This window comes from Pseudomonas sp. 3MA1 (genome assembly GCF_029237275.1).
Taxonomy (GTDB): Bacteria; Pseudomonadota; Gammaproteobacteria; order Pseudomonadales; family Pseudomonadaceae; genus Aquipseudomonas; species Aquipseudomonas fluorescens_AP.
The window spans coordinates 998,522-1,016,435 of record NZ_JAACFX010000001.1; the positions used below are offsets into that span (position 1 = coordinate 998,522).

24 protein-coding genes are annotated in these 17,914 nt (G+C 52.1%); 22 read left to right on the forward strand and 2 right to left on the reverse strand.

Features of this window, described 5'->3' with window-relative positions:
- Positions 1-17: 17 nt before the first annotated feature.
- From GWQ44_RS04710 to GWQ44_RS04745, 8 genes are all read left to right on the forward strand, one after another.
- The gene (locus GWQ44_RS04710; protein WP_275926730.1) at positions 18-518 is read left to right on the forward strand and encodes a hypothetical protein; all 501 of its coding nucleotides are present in this window, start codon (positions 18-20) and stop codon (positions 516-518) included.
- On the forward strand, positions 505-1,032 hold the full coding sequence (locus GWQ44_RS04715; RefSeq protein WP_083333557.1) for a hypothetical protein: 528 nt from the start codon (positions 505-507) through the stop codon (positions 1,030-1,032). The genes GWQ44_RS04710 and GWQ44_RS04715 overlap by 14 nt, the downstream gene beginning before the upstream one ends.
- Positions 1,025-1,483 carry a hypothetical protein gene (locus GWQ44_RS04720; protein WP_275926731.1) on the forward strand — a complete coding sequence of 153 codons (459 nt, stop codon included), beginning with the start codon at positions 1,025-1,027 and terminating at the stop codon, positions 1,481-1,483. Before GWQ44_RS04715 ends, GWQ44_RS04720 begins: the two co-directional genes overlap by 8 nt.
- Positions 1,480-3,045, forward strand: coding sequence for a terminase family protein (locus tag GWQ44_RS04725; protein ID WP_275926732.1), 1,566 nt, complete (start codon positions 1,480-1,482; stop codon positions 3,043-3,045). Before GWQ44_RS04720 ends, GWQ44_RS04725 begins: the two co-directional genes overlap by 4 nt.
- A 30-nt stretch (positions 3,046-3,075) precedes the next feature.
- On the forward strand, positions 3,076-4,404 hold the full coding sequence (locus GWQ44_RS04730; RefSeq protein ID WP_275926733.1) for a DUF4055 domain-containing protein: 1,329 nt from the start codon (positions 3,076-3,078) through the stop codon (positions 4,402-4,404).
- Between the two features lie 59 nt (positions 4,405-4,463).
- Positions 4,464-5,411 (forward strand): hypothetical protein, encoded by a 948-nt coding sequence (locus GWQ44_RS04735; protein WP_275926734.1) that lies wholly within the window; start codon positions 4,464-4,466, stop codon positions 5,409-5,411.
- A 122-nt stretch (positions 5,412-5,533) separates the two neighbouring features.
- Positions 5,534-6,244, forward strand: a complete 711-nt coding sequence (locus GWQ44_RS04740; RefSeq protein WP_275926735.1) for a hypothetical protein — start codon at positions 5,534-5,536, stop codon at positions 6,242-6,244.
- A gap of 87 nt (positions 6,245-6,331) precedes the next feature.
- On the forward strand, positions 6,332-7,207 hold the full coding sequence (locus GWQ44_RS04745; protein WP_275926736.1) for a hypothetical protein: 876 nt from the start codon (positions 6,332-6,334) through the stop codon (positions 7,205-7,207).
- 153 nt (positions 7,208-7,360) lie between these two features.
- Here GWQ44_RS04745 and GWQ44_RS04750 read toward each other — a convergent pair whose 3' ends face one another.
- Positions 7,361-7,585 carry a hypothetical protein gene (locus tag GWQ44_RS04750; RefSeq protein WP_275926737.1) on the reverse strand — a complete coding sequence of 75 codons (225 nt, stop codon included), beginning with the start codon at positions 7,583-7,585 and terminating at the stop codon, positions 7,361-7,363.
- A 510-nt stretch (positions 7,586-8,095) separates the two neighbouring features.
- The gene (locus GWQ44_RS04755; RefSeq protein ID WP_275926738.1) at positions 8,096-8,275 is read right to left on the reverse strand and encodes a hypothetical protein; all 180 of its coding nucleotides are present in this window, start codon (positions 8,273-8,275) and stop codon (positions 8,096-8,098) included.
- Between the two features lie 172 nt (positions 8,276-8,447).
- Here GWQ44_RS04755 and GWQ44_RS04760 point away from each other — a divergent pair, with 172 nt between their 5' ends.
- From GWQ44_RS04760 to GWQ44_RS04825, 14 genes are all read left to right on the forward strand, one after another.
- Positions 8,448-8,828 (forward strand): histone-like nucleoid-structuring protein, MvaT/MvaU family, encoded by a 381-nt coding sequence (locus tag GWQ44_RS04760; protein WP_275926739.1) that lies wholly within the window; start codon positions 8,448-8,450, stop codon positions 8,826-8,828.
- The gene (locus GWQ44_RS04765) at positions 8,785-9,411 is read left to right on the forward strand and encodes a hypothetical protein (RefSeq protein WP_275926740.1); all 627 of its coding nucleotides are present in this window, start codon (positions 8,785-8,787) and stop codon (positions 9,409-9,411) included. The genes GWQ44_RS04760 and GWQ44_RS04765 overlap by 44 nt, the downstream gene beginning before the upstream one ends.
- A 71-nt stretch (positions 9,412-9,482) precedes the next feature.
- Positions 9,483-9,743 (forward strand): hypothetical protein, encoded by a 261-nt coding sequence (locus GWQ44_RS04770; protein ID WP_275926741.1) that lies wholly within the window; start codon positions 9,483-9,485, stop codon positions 9,741-9,743.
- Positions 9,744-9,834: 91 nt separating this feature from the next.
- Positions 9,835-10,653 (forward strand): hypothetical protein, encoded by an 819-nt coding sequence (locus GWQ44_RS04775; RefSeq protein WP_275926742.1) that lies wholly within the window; start codon positions 9,835-9,837, stop codon positions 10,651-10,653.
- A complete protein-coding gene (locus GWQ44_RS04780) occupies positions 10,650-11,027 on the forward strand; it encodes a hypothetical protein (protein WP_275926743.1) in 378 nt (125 codons plus the stop codon). Before GWQ44_RS04775 ends, GWQ44_RS04780 begins: the two co-directional genes overlap by 4 nt.
- 417 nt (positions 11,028-11,444) lie before the next feature.
- The gene (locus GWQ44_RS04785; RefSeq protein ID WP_275926744.1) at positions 11,445-12,074 is read left to right on the forward strand and encodes a hypothetical protein; all 630 of its coding nucleotides are present in this window, start codon (positions 11,445-11,447) and stop codon (positions 12,072-12,074) included.
- Between the two features lie 194 nt (positions 12,075-12,268).
- Positions 12,269-12,616, forward strand: coding sequence for a hypothetical protein (locus tag GWQ44_RS04790; RefSeq protein WP_275926745.1), 348 nt, complete (start codon positions 12,269-12,271; stop codon positions 12,614-12,616).
- A 3-nt stretch (positions 12,617-12,619) separates the two neighbouring features.
- Positions 12,620-13,318: a hypothetical protein gene (locus GWQ44_RS04795; RefSeq protein ID WP_275926746.1), complete on the forward strand. Its 699-nt coding sequence runs from the start codon at positions 12,620-12,622 to the stop codon at positions 13,316-13,318.
- Positions 13,319-13,406: 88 nt separating this feature from the next.
- Positions 13,407-14,180: a hypothetical protein gene (locus GWQ44_RS04800; RefSeq protein ID WP_275926747.1), complete on the forward strand. Its 774-nt coding sequence runs from the start codon at positions 13,407-13,409 to the stop codon at positions 14,178-14,180.
- A 151-nt stretch (positions 14,181-14,331) separates the two neighbouring features.
- Positions 14,332-15,495 carry a P22 phage major capsid protein family protein gene (locus GWQ44_RS04805; RefSeq protein ID WP_275926748.1) on the forward strand — a complete coding sequence of 388 codons (1,164 nt, stop codon included), beginning with the start codon at positions 14,332-14,334 and terminating at the stop codon, positions 15,493-15,495.
- A 293-nt stretch (positions 15,496-15,788) separates the two neighbouring features.
- Positions 15,789-16,109: a hypothetical protein gene (locus GWQ44_RS04810; protein WP_275926749.1), complete on the forward strand. Its 321-nt coding sequence runs from the start codon at positions 15,789-15,791 to the stop codon at positions 16,107-16,109.
- Positions 16,106-16,288, forward strand: a complete 183-nt coding sequence (locus GWQ44_RS04815) for a hypothetical protein (RefSeq protein ID WP_275926750.1) — start codon at positions 16,106-16,108, stop codon at positions 16,286-16,288. Before GWQ44_RS04810 ends, GWQ44_RS04815 begins: the two co-directional genes overlap by 4 nt.
- The gene (locus tag GWQ44_RS04820) at positions 16,263-17,522 is read left to right on the forward strand and encodes a hypothetical protein (RefSeq protein WP_275926751.1); all 1,260 of its coding nucleotides are present in this window, start codon (positions 16,263-16,265) and stop codon (positions 17,520-17,522) included. The genes GWQ44_RS04815 and GWQ44_RS04820 overlap by 26 nt, the downstream gene beginning before the upstream one ends.
- The gene (locus tag GWQ44_RS04825) at positions 17,519-17,902 is read left to right on the forward strand and encodes a phage tail assembly chaperone (protein ID WP_275926752.1); all 384 of its coding nucleotides are present in this window, start codon (positions 17,519-17,521) and stop codon (positions 17,900-17,902) included. The genes GWQ44_RS04820 and GWQ44_RS04825 overlap by 4 nt, the downstream gene beginning before the upstream one ends.
- The last annotated feature ends 12 nt before the right edge of the window (positions 17,903-17,914 follow it).

The following is a 17,914-nucleotide window of genomic DNA, read 5'->3' on the forward strand; positions in this document are numbered from 1 at the left end:
TAATAAAGTCAGTCCTCATGCGACATATCCTAGGTATCGATCCGGGTCTTTCAGGTGGTATTGCAATAATTGACGAGTGCTTCCAGCTCGTTGATTGTTTTCGCATGCCCGTGAAAGACATTGGTGGTAAGAATAAAGTTGATGCCGGGGCACTCTTCGCTCGGCTTTCTCAATTCAAAATTGACCTGGCGGTGCTGGAGCTTGTTGGCACGAGGCCAGGCGAAGGGGCTGTTGGGGCTTTCAGTTTTGGCGACGGCTATGGTGCTGTCAGAGCAGTTTTGGAGTGCCTGGGCTTCCTCTATCGCCTTGAGCGTCCGCAGGCCTGGCGCGGTGGTCAAAGCCTCACTGGTTTGAGCAAAGAGCAGATCGGTGAGATCGCTTTCGAAGTCTTTGGCTCTGACGAGATCTACCGTGGCAAGCGCCTGAAGAAGGACGGCACCCGTGGCGTGAATGACGGCATCAGCGATGCCCTCATGATTGCCAAGTTTGGCGTGAGGTTTCTCGATGCGCCGCGCTAATCAACTCTCAGCAAAACTCGTGAAAAAAATCGTAGATGGTGTCCAGCGGACAACCACTATCGAGCTCGCGTGCGCCATTGCCGGTGTCTCAGAAGCTGGCTTTTACAAGTGGCAAGCACTCGGCAGGGCCTTGATCGCAGATGAGGTTGAACAGGATGAAATGACTCCTGATGAGGCTCTGTGCGTAGAGCTTGTGGAGTCCGTTGAGCTTGCCAGGAAATTATCCTGCCTCCCGGCGATCGACACAATTCAGAAAGCAATCAAAATGGGTGACGTCAAAGCTGCCGAAAAGCTCCTAGCTCGCCGCATGCCGGATGCTTTCGGTGACTACGATCGCAAAGAAGTCACGATCAAAACCGACACGAACGGCGAGCAAAACTCCGGTATTGCCAACATCCCCACCCTTGGAGGCGCCGCAGGCCAAGATCTAGAAGCCATCCTCATTCAGCAGCAGGCCGCAGCCGTAGACCTTGCCAAATCGTCAACCCAGGCGAGGAAGTCAGGTCATGATTAAGCAGCGCACCCGATTCGACTGTGGGATCGCCTCATTCGCGACAGCGCTCAGCCTGAGCTATGACCAGGCACTGACCCTCTTTGCGCCTCAATCCGACCTCCTGGGCACAACAGCCGCAGACACAGCAAACGCTCTCACACAGCTTGGCATTCAAAATCAGTACGTCACATTCCCTGAGTTCTACACACACCTCGGTCGCCCCGGAAATCCCTGCAACTCCGAAATTGTCCGAGGCTGTCCTGCGATCCTGACGATCCTTTCGCGTAGTGGTTATGGCCTGCACGCGGTGTATTGGGATGGCTACCAAGCGCACGACCCAGATCCTCGCTACCCCGAGCCAAGAGCGTTGGAATCCCTGATCCTGCTCGAAGCCGTGTTTGTAAGCAAAACACCAGCTTTGTGCGCAAACAGCGGAGCGGGATTGAAGGGCTTTGAGGGGTTGCCGGCATGACCGCGATGTTGCCCCGCAAGGCTTTGAATACCGCCGTTCGCAGAGTGATTTGGGAGCCAACCAAGAACAAATCGGGCGGTCTGAGCTCGCAGGAAATGTTCCTCATCGTGGGCCAGCCAGGCACCCTGGTTCACGAGGTGCTTTTCCATGGCACTCGGGGAAATGGCAAGTCCGCGTGCCTGCTGATGGGGTTTGCGCAGCATGTCGGTAAGGGCTGGGGCGCGTACTGGCGCGGTGTGATTCTTCGTCGTCAGTATTCCGCTCTGCGCGACCTGATCAACGAGGCGGAAAAGGTCTTCCCGAGGCTCTTCCCTGGCGCGACTTACAACAAATCTGAGCGCACCTGGGCGTTCCCGGACGGCGAGCAGCTGATCTTTCAATACATCGAAAAAGCGTCCCAATACGAAGCCAAATTCCACGGCCAGCAGTTCACATACATTGGCTTTGATGAGCTGACCACGTGGGCAACGGACGAGATCTACGAAAAATTGCTCTCCACGCTCCGTACGGCGTACCAACCTACAGCCCGGCAGCCCCTGATGCCCCCGAAACAGGTCAGAGCCATGACCAACCCCTGGGGAGTGGGCAAACGCTGGGTGAAAGAACGATTCATCGACGGCAAACGCAACGGCGAGATCGAGCGCACCATCAAAACCCTGGTCGACGAAGACGGCAACAGCCAGGAAATCGAGTGGAAGCGCTGTGCGATCTTCGGGACGGTTTTTGAAAACAAATACGTCGACCTGGAATACAAGGCCTGGTTGATGAACATCGCAGATCCCATGTTGCGGGAAGCTTGGCTTTTCGGGAATTGGGAGGTTGTCGACGACACTGCCATGTTTGGCAAGGTCTGGAACAGGGACGTGCATATCCTGCAGCCCTTCGAGATTCCGGCAGCGTGGAAGGTGGATCGCGCATTCGACTACGGTCAGTCGACTCCGTTTTGCTGCCTGTGGACTGCAGAGGCGAATGGTGAGGCCATCATGGTCGGTGGCAAGGTTTTCTGCCCGCCCAAGGGGTCGCTGATCATCTGCGGCGAGGACTACGGAACGCCCTTGACGCCTGATGGCAAGCAGCAGAAACGGGATCTCGGTTTGTTTCTCAGTGCCGGTAAGATCGGTGCGCGCTTGAAAGCCCGTGAGGTAAAGCTGCAGACAACAGTGCTGAAAAACCATGCTCGTATCGCAGCTGGCCCTGCGGACAATCAGATCTTCAACGGCGCCCAGGTCGACAATGGAACGGCCCCAACCGTAGCAAAGGAGCTGGGAAAAGAAGGCATGACCTTTTCCCAATCCGACAAGCGCGCCGGCAGCAGAATCACGTCAGCGCAGCTGATGTTCGAGCGCCTCCAGGCTACTGCCGACCGTAACCCCGAGAAGCCCCATATCTACGTTTTTTCAGGCTGCAAATTCCTCACACGCACGATCCCGGATCTGTATCGAGATGAAGATGAGCCAGACAGCGTGGCCAAGGGCGCGGATGACCACAGCTGGGACGCCTTGGCATATCGCCTGACCTGGAAGCGCCCACAGGCCACGGTTTCCCATGGGATATTGGTTTAAATAAACGCCATAATAAGAGTCGAAAAGACCGTGAAAGTACAAGACAAGTCCGAAATCTGCTCCAAATTCTACTCAGACCGGCGCCCCATTCGCGCACTGCGCGGTGGTACCGACGCCATGCGCGCAGCAAGCCAGGAATTCCTCCACAAAATGGCCGGGGAAACTCCTGAATCCTACAAAGCCAGGCTATGCCGCACGACACTGAACAACCGGATGGCCCGCGTCGTAAAAAGTTTGTCTGCAAAGCCATTCTCCCGACCTGTAGCTGTCACTTCGGAATCGCATCCAGAGCTTGCCGAACTGTTCAGCAGCAACATCGACGGCAAAGGGACTTCAGTAAGTGCGCTAGCGGCGATGGCCTTCCAGGATGCTCTTTGGAATGGGGCTTCCTTCCTGTGCGTCGATGCTCCTGTAGGCGGTGGGCAGCCTTACGCTTATCGGCTTTCAGGCGATGACATCTTGGGCTACAAGCTCGACGAGGATGACAAGCTGCGGGAGATCCGTATCTCTGAAAAGGCCACTATTGAAGACGGCGAATGGGGTGAAAAGTCTGTTTGCAGGGTGCGTGTTTTCAGGAAGGTCAATGGCAAGGTGCTGTGGTCGATTTTCCAAGAGTCTGACGGCGCTGATTATGTGCAAATCGAAGCCTGGAGGGACTTTGGGCTTGAGGAGATTCCGGTGGTGCCGATCCATTCGAACCCCGCTGACACCAGGGGCACTCTGTTCTGCGATCCGCCCCTGAAAGACCTGGCCTACCTCAACATCAAGCACTGGCAGTCCCAGAGCGACCAAGACAACATTCTCCACGTTGCCAGAGTGCCAATCCTATTCGGCAAAGGCATTCCAGAGGGCACCGTGGTCAAAATCGGCGTCGACAGCGCGATCATGTGCAGTGCCGAAGGCGCAGATCTGAAGTTCGTTGAGCACACTGGCGCTGCCATTACCGCTGGACGCGACAGCCTGCAAGACTTGGAGGTGCTGATGGCCTCGTATGGCAACGAGATGCTGCAGAACACAGGGGTTGTCGAGACAGCAACAGGCCGTTCACTTAATGCCTCGGACAACAACAACCAGATCGCATCAATGGCGGCAGCAACTGCGTCGGCGCTCAAGACTGTATTTGGAATGTTGGCGAGGTTCAGCAGGGTAAGCAACGCCACGTTCGCAGTCGACATCAACACTGACTACGGCATCAATGCCAACGCCCAAGAGCTCACTGCGCTAGCTACCGCTCGTGCAAATGGTGATCTTAGTCAGTACGAATACCTTCGCGAGCTCAAGCGCCGAGGGATTATGGGCAATGACTTCTCGATCGAGGACAACGCAGACAGGCTTGCGACTGAGTACGTCGCCGCCTGATTTGATGTCAAAGGGCCCACGGCTCGCTATGATTCCCATTCACAGCGCCGGGAGGGTCTATGCCAGTCATCGAATTGTATTCAAAACGTAGGAAGCGTGAGCTCGGTCTGGAACCTGATGTCTATACCTACGATAATTTTAGTGCCAACCTCCGAGCTCAAATATGCTATGTGATCGATGATGTGCTTGGCATTCAGGATCGAAACGAGCTAGAGCGAAATTACGGAAGCATTTGCGAAGTCCTGCGGCGGGAGTATGGGGTCTACAAGCTTGTGGCAGGTCTCCATGCTCGGGCTTCAGCAATGGATGAGCTTGGCCAGTTCATATCACTGGAACAGGATATTGACAGGGTTCTCGATGCCATTGAGCTCTGCTTCGTAATCGCGGAATCCTATAGAGATAAGTCCTATACGTATCGGTATCCTCAGGAAGACACTGGTGCCTACATTGATGAGTGTGTTTCCGAGTTAAACACGCGATTCAAAGAGCATGGCAAGGGTTACGAAGTAAGTGATGGAAGAGTCCTTAGAATTGACTCCGAGCTTCTTCATACAGAAGCGGTCAAGCCCGCCATAAGCTTCCTGAATCAGTCTGAGTACGCTGGCCCAAGGGATGAATTCTTTGGTGCATACGAGCACTATCGGCACGGCAACCTTAAAGAGGCCCTGAACGACGCGCTGAAGGCATTTGAAAGTACCATTAAGGTTGTGCTAGAGCTGCGAGGGTGGGAGTACGATAAGGCCTCACCAGCGAAAAGGCTTCTGGCTGTACTCCTGGCTAATAACTTCCTGCCGTCGTATCACCAGAACCACCTGAATGCTCTCTCAACCTTGTTGGAAAGCAGTGTTCCAACCATCAGGAATAAGGAGGGTGGGCACGGTCAAGGCTCGGAGGTCTCCGAAGTCGAGCCAGAGATTGCTGCATACGTTCTGCACATGACTGCCTCGGCTATCGTCATGTTGTGCAGTCTAGAGAAAAAGACCGCCCAAACCGCACCTGGCGAGTGATGCCTTCACTCGTGTGTACTCTGTGTGAGCCATCGCTCGGAAGAGAGGTAGGCCACACACCATGTTTTGATGTCAAAGGGCCTCCCTGTCGGTATGCTTGCCGAATTTCAGGGAGGTGGTCAGTGAAAAAAGCGTTTGAGAAGTACGCTAAGGAGATAGAGACGGACTCAAGCCGGGTCTTCGTCAGGAGAGTGATGTGGACTGACATGGAGATGCGCGTCAGGACATTATTTAAAGAGATCGAAGGCTCGCCGCAAGCTGAATGGTACGGAGGTATTAGGGTTCACGGAGGGCTGCACCCCCTCGCAGAGGAAATCCCGGTCAACAATAAGCTAAATCAGCTGCAGATTACTTGCATGACAAAGCGGCTAGGGCTTAGAGGTGTTGAGAATTTTGAAGAAATTCGAAACGTTGACGGGGTTGAGAGCAAAGTTTCGAGAGTCAGGCTTAAGACCCATTTAGAAAATGGGGCGGTGATGTGGTTTTCCCAATCACCTTCAGGCGGTGTAACTGTTTTTATGGCTCCGTGTAAGTCAGATCTAGTATCTTTTAACGAGAAGGAAATTATTTTAGGGATGTACAAAGATCCCAGTCACCTGTCTGACCAAAAAATAAAAAAACTCTCTGCCAAATTCTTTAAATATGCCTCTAAATCAAGTGCCCTGCATAGGCATACGGTCTTTGACTACTACTGGAGGCTATGGCTCCTATACATAGATGTTCGAAATAGAAAGGTTTGGAAGACGTTCATAGCTATCAATGCACTGGTGATTTTTGGCGGCGCTTTCTTTACTATTCTTGGGTACTTCTTGAATTCGGGGCCTTCGACTTAATACGTCAAGTCCTGATACACCTGAAAGTGGTTTGCTGTCAAACAGCCTCCTGTTATAATGTTGGCCTGCATAACAGGAGGTGATGTTGTGACTTTGGTGATCGCTGGGCATTCGTTGCTCAATATGGGTTTCAGTCGGTTGGATAATAAGTTCTGCGAGGGGATTTTCTTCGTATCTGACAGCAGCATCACACAACAAGGTACCCCCTTAGTCAGTGGCTTCAAGAAAGTTATCGAGATGCCTATCCGGGTCGCGGGGCTGAACTTTCTCGAAGAATGGTTTCAGGGTTATCATGGATACAGGTACGAAGGGGCATGCGCTATCGCGTTCGCCGGCAGCACCTTGGTAGCACAGCATATCCTGAATTCGATTCGGAACCACTTGGCTGACTTGCATCCCACTTTTCGAGATGGCACTTATCAGCTGGCCATGGTCTGCGAGGAGCATAAATTCCTCTATGGTGATTATCCGACAGACATGTTTTTGGAGCGGGATATTAGCCCTAGCAGTCTCCTATCTGCTCAAGTGATTGCCGACGTGGTAGAGCACTCAGTCCAAGCGATTCTGAATCAGGCTAAGAAGCATAAAAATATGAAGCACATGTTCTCTGCTTACCAAGCTGATTTTATTCTCGGCATCTGCTGCCCTAAAACAAAAAAATACCATTTGTATCAGTATGAAATTTTGCCGAGCGATCCAGACGGTGCCGTCGTTTCGATGAAGGAAATTCCGGAGGGCCAGGTCGCTGTTATCGGTATGCGCAAGCTACATGAGCAGGACGCCAACGACGCATTTGCCAAGGCCGTGGCGGACGGGAAGACCACAGCGCCCGTGATGTTTGATTTTTTGGCCAATGCCATCAAAGCTCAAAACGAGATTGGGGTGTTTGATATCGGCTTCCCTGCTTTCCACTACACGCTTGAGCAGAGTCGCTTGAGTAAGCCCAAAAGGCGTGAGTCATAACCACAGATCCCGCCAACCCGAGATCCCACACCCAGGGCAAGTGGCAACTGGCCTGGGTAGCGTTGTTTGGTTAAGAAAAACCGCTTGTAAACAAATAGCCTACTGGCGGTGGCATTCTCATCCAGTGTTAGTTCACAGAAGATGCTCTCAGTCCTAATGACCAGAACCGTCTTCGACTTTAGAGTTCCGGATTTTGGCTCGAACAGTTTCCAGATCTGACCCCGTCGGCACATCGACACGCTTCAGTGTCTTGAACCTCCCACGCCCAAAGTCCTTACGCAGTTCGTAGATGTCCAAGATTTCGTCGTTGTTGCCGTAAAGCTCCTGGATGTAGTGGATCTCAAGGCCTTTGCCTAAGATAGTGGGCGCGTCTTTCATACTCTTCCCTCTTATTGTTATGAGCTGCAGGTAGATTTGAAAACAAAGGCAAGGGTCAAAGGCCCAGATCAGCGCCTAACTTATGGTCGACATATTCCCTTTAATGGGTCTTTGATGTGTCGGCCATGTATGCGTCAGCCAGGCGATCTTGAAGGTAGGAGAAGTATTGTTGCTTGCGTATAGATATGAGTCCAATTAGATCGTTGTCGAGATTGCTAGAAAGACGCAAGCCTCGTAAACATTGTACGAAGGCATATTGAGCATTTGCCATTAAAGATGAGGCTTCAACTACTGCGTCGAGCCCGAACTCAGCCATAGCGTGTTTGACAAGATCAGTCATAGCATAGCAGACCTTATATTCGCTTCTATCCTGAAGCCCTTGTGTCTCGTCAAGCGAATTAATACGAGCGTTAAGCTTCATCAAGGCGTAAGGCGCTTGAATATCTTACGTCACCAGCTTTTCAAAATCATTCATTACAAGCCCCCGACCATTGAGGCAGCAGCGGCCTCTCAAACTAAGGCCCTTGAAGCCCCATGGCGCACTTGAACCCGGTCGATCGTCTTGGTGTGATCACCAAAGTCTTGGAGTACTTCATACACGTCTTTGATGAGCTTGCGGTTGCCCAGAGTGATCTCCTCAACTGGAAAGATCGTGATGTCTTGTGCGAAATTAAATGAGCTGCGAAGCATGGCGTTTTTCTCTCTTGTGGTCTCTACTTTCAAAGTACTGGATGCACATACAGTCGCGCAATACCCCATAGCAAATATTCTCGACTCGTACAACAACTAGCGAGATAGTGGTTGCCGTGTGACTACATTGGCACTACATTTCATAGCAATTACTAAAAGCGGAGCTTCATCGATGTCAAAAGCAGCAGAATATAGGGCGTTGGAACGCCAGATCGCCGAACAGCTTCAAGCTCTCGAAGCCCTGAAAGGCAGCGAAGCCCTGCAGGCAGAATTGGAATTTGAAGACAAACTGCGCAAGCTGCTCGCCGAATACGGCATGTCGCTGCGGAACGTCATTGCCATTCTCGATCCTAACGCTGGTTCGGCTGCTGGTGTTGTCGGGGCTGGCAAGGTTGACGGGCGTCGTGGGCCGCGTTCTCCACGGGCGGTAAAGCGCTATGTAAACCCGTACACTCAAGAAGTGGTCGAGACTAAAGGTGGCAATCACAGCACTCTCAAGGCGTGGAAAAGTGAGCACGGTGCTGCTGAAGTTGAAAGCTGGTTGCAGGACTAAGGGAGGTCAAATGGGGAGCAGGGAAGTCCAAGATCCAAAACTGCTGGAAGAGATACGATCCTTCCTTTACTACTTGTATTTGAAGTCTACAGACCTGCTTGTATGGCCTCCGAACAAAGCCGGTCGAGACTCACCGGACTCCGGAGCCGTGCGGCTATCAAACCTCTTTAACGAGCAACCTGATTTGCCAGGGATTCATTATCGAGCGCACGAGATTGAAGCCCGTGGACTCGGGGCTGATGTCTACATTCGTACCGTCGAAGAATCAGAAGTGAATAGGGTCGTCGACGAGCTCTCATTGAAGTGCGGTATTGACCTGCGACAAACAGAGTGTTTTTACGGGTTTGTGCAGGCTGACATCATGTGCTCTGAGGAAGCTGGCTTGGCGATGAGTGAGGCTCAGCGAATTCACGAGGCAGTGCTGATGCTTGAGCATGACAACGCATTGATTGATGGAAAATTCCGTCTCGTTAGGGTCAGTAGATCAAGGCTTGATGACTTCACGGGTCACGAGAGGCTGTGTAAGAAGGGTTATCAGCGTGTCTCATTCGATCATCACTATCTTATTGCAAGAATAAAGTAGGTTGAGCGTTGCGCTCTCTTTTGCTCCATCTGCATCATATAAATGATGGCAAATAATAAGAGAGCGCAATCATGGACATCCGAGCAGCGATCGTCGAAGCCAACACAATTAATATTGTTCAGTTCGGCATCCACGCAATCCTAAAAATGCAGCCAGAGGTCGAGGAGTTTTGTCAGAACGAGTGCATTAGGCTTGTCGAAGAAGCGCTTCGCCTGGGGTCGACGAAGGCCTCCAAGCACCCCCTCCTGAACGAGCTCCCGCTCTGGCAGTACATCTGCGCCATGGCTTGCGAAAACGAGTTCTACCAAGCCCTTGAGCGCACAGCGCCCTAGCTGCACCAGGCCCTGCAACCCCACTGGGCCTTGACATTCCCGAGCCTGATTGCCAATCTGTCAATAACTGCCATGATATAACGGACTGGTCATGCTCACTTATATCACCCCCCGCGACCGCCTGCTGCTCCGTTTTTTGAAGCCAAAAGTGGCAGCGTGGAGATGGTTTGCAAAAGCTAAGGGGCTGGTGGGGATTTCGGCGCAGAGCCACGTGTTTCTTGAGCGTGTTCTTAATGAGCAGATTCAGAATTACGACGTATGGTCGATGAGCGGGGGATTTACGTTCGAAAACGGGCAGTACCTGTTGAAGCTTAATACCGCCAGCGGCGGTGTAGTTGATCGTCATTGCTCGTCACTGCTCGAAGTCGCCACGATTGTGAGCTTCAAGTTCAAAGTCTGGGATGGTGCTGTAGTCTGCCTCGCTCCGTCGTTTGCCAGGGTTGCTCTAAATGCCAAGAGTCCTGATGATTTTATTCAGAAGTTCCTGGCGGCTTTGAAAGAAGAAAAGCTGGATCATTTGCGAAGAATTTGGGTTGCGTATCTGACTACTGAGAGAGATAGCGATGCTTCCAGGTCTGCTCAGGTTAAATGTGTTGCCGGGATTCTGTTCAATAACTATGAGTCCGTTTATGCCGAGGCAGATGTAGGAGAACAATACTCTTCTGAGCTGGTGTGCCTGGGGATTGATAAGCGTCAGGCTCAAGGGGATATCTTCGACTTGATGAAGCCATTGATTCTCAAAGACCTGCAGCTCAACAGGCCTCACGCTTACCATCTTCATTCCATTTGCGAAACAGAAGAAGAACTACGTCGACTGCTTAGTGGGGACATGGGTTTTTTGCGCGCAAGAATGGCATTGATGACTGCCGAGCAGCGTGAATATATGTTCGGTTCGGAGTTGGGGCTATGATCGAGATTGTAGGCCTATTGGCGTTTGTTAAGAAGCTCAGAGCTGAGAGTGATCTAGTTAAGAATCCAATACTAAATCCGGAGTTTAGAGGGCTGCATTATTTTTATGCTGCAATGCAAATGCTCTACAAACAGCGTGATCTTGTTGGTGTTACGTTGCATTTTTCATTTATTGAAGATGCCGTGCGGGGCAAGACGCTTAGAACGGATGATGGCTTTGTTTGTTGGCTGATGGACGAGCTAATCGATAATAACCACGAGCCAAGCGTGCAGGCACTTCTCTCTAAGCTTTACTGGCTTTGTCAGCATGCAGAGAGTAATGCGCTCTATGAAGAGCTGCTTAGATTCTACGTGCATCTTGGTGCTAAAACATGATGTGTCTACAGAACATCATCAGGTTTTGTTCTCCAGCTGCGATCCGGTTCGATGGCGGAAAATACTATTTCGATGAGTGTGAGTTCGGAACTTTCATTGAGTTCTTTGACCATGTCGCTCAAGTCTACTCTTTTTCTGAGACGAGCACTAACATAGACTGGGAATTCGAATGTCTCAGCAGCATCGCTCATAGCATCTCAGATGAGCAAACAAATCTTGATGATGTGGAGTTTCTGTGGCACTTGCTACGCACAGTGTTCTTTGATGACCTGGGTCGCAATGAATCCCTTGATTTAATTATGGCCAAGATGTACTGGTGCCTCAAGCACAGTGACATCGATGCTGGCTGCAATGCCCTGACTGACTACGCTCGACAAGCGACTGCGAGTGAGAGTGCGACTGCCAGTTGTTAGCTACTTGAAATGGGTATTTGCGGTACTGCTTAAAGCACACGACGGCTATGTAATTTACGATCGTCAGACATATACATCTGAGCGTGATCTGATTGTTGTTTTGTACTCAAACTTCCTAGCGTTGCCTGGGAGTTATTATCGTGAGCGTGGGTTTGATAAGGTTTGGGCGCTGGTTGACGCCATTGCTGATGATGACTTGTTCTACCTCGCGCAGGGGAATGAAATTGCTGGGATAGCTTGGGGACAGGGGTTTGTAGGAGGGCTGGACAAGATTTTCATTGTCAAAGAAAATGCGGCAGATGAGTATTACTGGTATCTATCAGCCGGGAATGACTTGGGTATTATCAAGTTTACGCTGAAGTACATGGGTAAGTTCAAAGATATGCTGTATGGAGGAAATATGAAATCGTTAATCCAGAGCTTTCATGACAAAAAGCGCGAAGAGTTCATTCGTCGATATCGCCTGGTTAACCCTGAACGAGCTGCAATTCTCGATGAATGCAAGACAGAGGGCGAATGCGACAGGTTTCTGCGCAATGATTCTGAATTCATGCCAGTACTTCGGCAGAGGCTACTTGACGCCGGGAAAGCTGATCTGGTTGACGAGCTCACTGCTGCTGACCTTGGCTTGTGATTTGGTTAAGAAAATCTCTGTGTCGGATCGCCTTGCGAGGACTGGCCGAGTTCAGAGTTTTTCTTAGCCAAAATAAACACGCCCACCTGCCGGCTACCCTTGGAGTGCGAATAATAATATCTGCCATGATATTGATTTTTTCTTGGCTCACAGGCGATAATGAACCATAAAAACAATAAGAAAGAGTGCTAGTTATGACCACAAAACCTTTGGTCGAGCCCGTTGTGGTTTGCGACGAGTCCACCCGTCATCTATGCGCTGTCTATTTGTGCGGCGGGTATGACAAAGCTAAGAATTGGTATGCCGGTGCTTCACGTTTTTTTCGTGGGCAGCACCAGGAAGCCCTCCAGCCCTGGGGGATTGAAGCGGAGCTCGGAGATACACAGCACTTGCAGATTTTTAAATGCATGGTGATGTACGTCCTGAGCTCAGGTCGTTTCAAATTTCGGCATATAACTTATGAGTTCAGCGTCGACACCTTTGACGAAGAGACCCTGGACTCCCTTGCATGGGAGGTTCTGGCCCAAATTAATGAATGGTGAGATATGCTCAATCAATCAGCTGAAATGATCTTCAAGGCATTCACGGCTCGCAACCTCAACGGCCTGCAATGCATCCGCCATCATCTCGACAAAAACGAGCTCCAGGCAGGCACAGTCCAACTGCTGGCCGACATCGCTGACTACCTGCACGGGCTTGGTTTTGATGGCAAAATCAAGCCGTTGACTGAAGAGTACCGCGAGCAGTTGCTGGAGCTCGCGACCCTGGTGGGGCCTGTGGGGGTGTTGCTTGGGACTCAGCGCGGGTCTGGGATCAGCGGTGACTATGAGCTTGTGCGCTGCTTGCTTAACCAGCTGCAGGAGCACCAGGACGAGCTTGTGATTGCGCAAATCCCTGTCGCGCTGATGAACTCGCAGTTTAACGTTGGTATGTTGCTGGTTCGGTTCTATCTGCACAAGCTGCCGGCAGGTCGCAAGCCAGAGCGTAAGTTGACTGCCATGGAACTTTACGAGGCTTTCGAGGCGTTGGATGAAGTTGTCTCGTTTAATAGCCAAGGCAATGAGGAGTTGGTGGCACTGGAGATCATGAGACTGATGGTGGACACAGGCTTCGTGCACAATATTCTATATAGAGCTCAGACGGGTAAGTTCGTACCTAGCCAGTCCTTTTACAACGCTTTGAATCACTTGAAGCCTCAGGAGCAGCTGTTTCTCAAGCAATTCCATGCTCGTAAAAAAGCCTGAAAAATATTTGCATTCGTCCCCCTTTGTGTGTTTGGCATTGATATAATTAGGACATAACGATAAGAAAACAACGTCCTTGGGGGACTAAATGTTTCAGATGCACGAGCTGGTAAGTCTTATTCGCTTCGGCGAAGATGAAGTTCCACCACTGGACTTCAACACCCTTGCAGAAAATCCCGCTTTCCTTGACTTCGTCAAATCCCATGTCGAAAAAGAAGTGGCTCCTCTCAAGAGCAAAAACGCCGATCTTCTGAACGAGAAGAAAACCCTTGCAGAACGGATGAAGGCCTTTGAAGCAGGCATCCAGGAGAAAGACGACCTTGAAGCGCTGAAAGCTGGCAAGCTGGATCTTCAAACTCTGCTCGATAAGCGCGTCAACGCCAACAGTGTCAGCTGGCAAGAGAAGCTGGCTGCTGAGCAGGCTGAAAAAGAAGATCTGCGCAAGGCTATCGACAGCGAGCGACTCAAGTTGAAGCAATTCCAGATCAAGCAAACTATTGGTCAGATTGCTCTCAAAAACGAGCACTTCCACCATTCTGCGCTAGACGATCTCATGCCAGTTGCAGGCAATACTTGGCAGCTTAATGAAGCTGGGGAGCTCGAAGCTCGGGACTCCAGCGGCAATATCATCATGGGCAAGACCGGCAGACCTATCACGGCGGACGAATGGGTTTCAGGACTTATGCCTCAAAAGCCGCATTGGTTTAAGCAGGTGCCAGGCTCTGGCTCCCGTAGCGGACAGGGCAATGGCATGACGGTAAGCCTGGGCGACTGGCAGAAGAAACTTGCCATGGCTACGGGCGAAGAAAAAGCTGTATTGCTCGCAAAATACAAGTCTGGCGAGATCAGCATTCAACGTTGATCTCCTTTGCACCGACGTCCTGGGAGCCGCAAGGTTTACGGGGCGTTCAGATCTGCTGGCTGTGCCGGCAACCGCATGAGCTCTGTGAGCCAGCGTAGCTTCAAACCTTCCAAATAATCACCAATAAAAACAATAAAAACAGGTGAAAGTAATGACTGCAATGCTCCCTCTTGTTGCCCTGATCCGTCACGGTAACGACACCGAAGCCCTAATGACTGACGTGTTTTTGCCGCTGGCAATTGATCGCCTCTACGGTCAGCTGACAATGCCGAACCATGTGACGATCAACACCAGCGACGAGGCCAAAAACCACGGCGAGACCGTCCGCATCGCGAAGCCAGTGGAGTTCTCGGATGCCGATGATCACCCAACCGACTCCGCAGGCTCTCAATCTGAGGACATCAACGCTGGCAAAGTCGACGTTGTTCTGAACCGTCATCTGTACAAGCAGTTCGGTATGAAAGACCGCGAGTTCAGCGCACACGCTAACCAGTTCACTCTGCCATCTGCAGCTGAAGGCGCTCTCGATGCGCTGGGTCGCACCATCAACAAGCTGCTGTTCGAAGAGTACAAGAACATCCCTTACGTTTCGGGAAACCCTGGATCGACCTCTGGGCGTGACAAAGCAGACCTAATTGCTGCTCGTAAAGAAATGCAAAATCGCAAGGTCATGGGTGGTCGCAAGCTGATCCTGACTTCTGACACCGAGGCTGACTTGCTTCTTGAGTTCAGCAAGATCAACGAATCTGGTGATGTTGGCGTTGTTAGCCAAGGCTTGATCGGTCAGAAATACGGCTTCGACCTGTACTCTGACGTCCAAGCTCCTTACCACGTCGCGGGTACTGCTTCTGCTAACGCAGGTATCACCCTAGCGACTCAGGCATTGCTCGGCGCAACTGCACTGACTCTGGATGGTGTAAGCGGCTCCACTTTTGTGAAGGGAGATGTTCTGACTATTGCCGGCAGCCCGCAGACCTTTGTTGTCACTGCAGACTCCACTGGCCCAGCGGTTGGTATCTATCCAGCAGTCCTAGAGAGCATTCCAGTTGGCACCGCAGTGACTGTACTGGGAGACCACCCCGTTGACCTGGCATTCACCAAAAGTGCTTTCGTCATCGCTTTCCGCCAGATGGAGACCCCTGACGACACCCCTGGCGTGACCATCGCTTCCATGGCTGATCCGCGCACCGGTATCACCCTTCGCATGCTTCGCTGGTACGAGCCTCGCACCGAATCCACCCAGTGGAAGTTCGAGACGCTGCTGGGGATCAAGACTGTTTGCCCGGAACGCGCCCTGCGCCTCGGCGGCCACTGACAAACTGGGCCCTGCGGGGCCCTTTCTCTTCATCTTGCACTATTTGCCATAATATGTTCCACGTGGAACACGACCTTTTTTGAGAACAAACGTGAAGCGAGAAATCGAGACTTACAGCCTGCAGCTCAATGGGCACACCGTGATTGTCGACCGTGGAACATCTGCTGAAGGTCATTGGCTGGGCCTCGGGTATCAGGATTCGGCTGCTCTCGGATCTGTTCCTGGTGAACCTGGTATTGCTGATGAGAAGCCGAAGCGCCGGAGTCGGAAGGCCGTTGTAGAGGCGACTGGTCATGAGTAAGCGCCTTGGGTTGTTTACTGCTCAGACAAGAGAGCGGGAGCCGTTGCCGATCGTTGCGCCTGCAGAGCTGCTGGGGCGTAAAGAGCTTTCGGGGGCTGAGGTTTTGGTGGCGTTGCCGTGCGAGAGCGAAGCTGCATACCTGTTTTGCAAATCCCTGATCCATGTGTCTGCAGGCGCGGATGTCAGCACTGATTCTTCGCCAATCGATGCCAGGGGTGGGTCATTCATTGCCGTCGATCGAGGCTCTGTTCTCAAGGTGCGGCTGATGGATGGTGAAGAGAATGCGACCTGCTGGGTGCACGCAGTTAAATGATCAAAAACATTGGGCCAGCTGCGCTCTTTGGAATGCGCCTAGCGCCGAAGCAAGCCCACCTTTTTGAGGCCCCTGTTGAAGATGCTGTGCTGTTCGAGATGGCGGCAGGCAGCTTTACGGGTGAGCACACAGACGATTTAGAGCAACTTTTCTATGAGTTCGAAGAAGACAATCAGTGACCTTCCAAGCTGGGGCGGTGATCCGAGCATGCGGATGCACGTGCACAAGCCAGGGAGCTCTCAGGCACTGACCTTGAGCGAGTTTGCGGGCCTAATCACTACCGGAGAGGGCCTGCAGACTGGGGACATTGTTTTGCGGCCAAATGGGTCGTACAGCGATGCTCTGGAGTGCGATGGGAAGCTGAGGCAGACGGCTGATTTCCCGGTCTTGGCGGGCATGCTAAACATCGGGTCGTTCGGTACAACCCCAATCAGCGTCAACGCGAACAGCGGCACCCGCTTTGGCACCGCCAACGTGTACGGCATTGCTCAGTTGGGTCGGGTTAAAGTGGCTGGAGAGGCGGGTCAAAACAGGATTTACTTCGACAACGTTATCAGCTCGTCGATAGCGCAAAGCGGCCAGGCCAATACCGTGTTCTTAAAGTCTGAAAAGGCTCTGTACTTTAAAGAGCGCAAGGCTTCGGGGGCCGAGTCCGTGTACGCAGTGAGCAAGGAAGGTTTGGCATCGATCGTCTGGACAGCAACAGGGCTGACTGACGTTGTAGGGATTGTCTCGCTCAACAGCACTGTCGATGTTGTATTTATCAAGACGTCGACCGCCGTGATTGCTGTGCGATACGACACGACATCGGTCAGCATGGGTGTGCAGATCGGAGCACTGGAGGCCCAAGGATCGTTGATCCCGATTGTCTGTCAGGCTGAAAACGGCAACGGGTACTTTGCTGGGATTGCTGGCGGGGTTCAAGGGCTGCACAAGCTCACTGTGACTGCCAACGCCGTTAGCTCAGCTCTGATCGTTGCCGGGGCTTACGTGCGCCTAGTGGGCGGCAAGTCCAACTACCTGTTGTACGGAACCGGCAACCTGGAATTTAGGCTCAATGCTGAAGACGATACGAGCGTGAAAGTCGTGATGCCAGCCAGTTACTACAGCGGCCTGACCTACGGGGCCTCCTTCGTCGTCCTCAACAGTCTGAGCGGTGCCAGGCCAGTGATGAGTTTCGACGGCGGCAGCAGCTGGGAAAACGTGCCTGAGATGACTGGCTATCGCGCTGTCGACTACGACCACATGGTGGGTGAACTGATCGTTGCAGGTAACGTGGGCACGGCGGGATCGGTGAATGGGCAGTCTGGCTCGATGCAGAATAACGCAATGAATTTTCCGAGCAATGTGGTGTTCAGGACACCCAAACTCAGCAGCGGAGCGGCCGGTCTCAAGGCTTTTATCAAGACATGAAAATCACATACAACGAAGCCAGCGGCTACGTGACCGCGCTCACTTCCACCGGCCTGACAAACCTCCCGAGCCTCGAAATCCCAGACCTCCAAGACTACCTGGAGCAGCTCAACCTCGGCCTGGTACCTAGAGTTTTCAGCGGCGAGCTGGTCTGGGAGACAGACCTGGCAGCGGCATGGGACATGATCAGGACGAGGCGCGACGAGCTCCTGGTGTGTGCTGATCACGCGCTAAACATTGCCTATGATGAAGCCCGCATCGCTCAGGCCGACCCCGACCAGGAACGGATTCGGGCAATTGCTGAGTACAGGCAGGCCCTACGGGACATCACGCTTGCTGCTGATCCTGAGGCTGTTGTTTGGCCGCAAAAGCCTTGGTGATAGCATGTGGCT